This is a genomic window from Bacillus sp. GbtcB10 (assembly GCF_019091365.1).
In the GTDB taxonomy this organism is placed as follows: domain Bacteria; phylum Bacillota; class Bacilli; order Bacillales; family Bacillaceae; genus Bacillus; species Bacillus altitudinis.
This window is the reverse complement of record NZ_JAGXJP010000038.1, coordinates 1-353: the sequence shown is the minus strand read 5'-3', so window position 1 is coordinate 353 and position 353 is coordinate 1. Positions and strand designations below refer to the sequence as shown.

1 pseudogene is annotated in these 353 nt (G+C 40.5%); it reads left to right on the top strand.

Features of this window, described 5'->3' with window-relative positions:
- Positions 1-353, top strand: a pseudogene (locus KVT11_RS19595) (chemotaxis protein); the annotation flags it as partial.

Here is a 353-nt window from a genome sequence, read left to right as displayed (position 1 = left end):
TAGTAAAAGAGTCTAATAGTATCAATATTGGTAAAGAAGGTCATGCTTTTATCGGATGCCCAGATCGTACATACGTGGCACATCCAACGAAAAAAGCAGGAACAAAATTAACAGGAGATTGGGTAGTCAAGCTTTATACACAAGACAAAGGTTCAATGAGTTATATGTTTGAAGGGAAAGAAAAGCAAATGGAGTTCACAACAATCAAAGCGACTGGTTGGAAAATTGCCGGTACAATGTTTGTCAGTGAAGTAGAAGAAGCGGCGCAGCCAGACTTCAATATGGCGGCCAATATATTAGCTGGTGCGCTCATCATTGGCGGGATTCTCATCTTCTTTTTCATCCGCTCTATA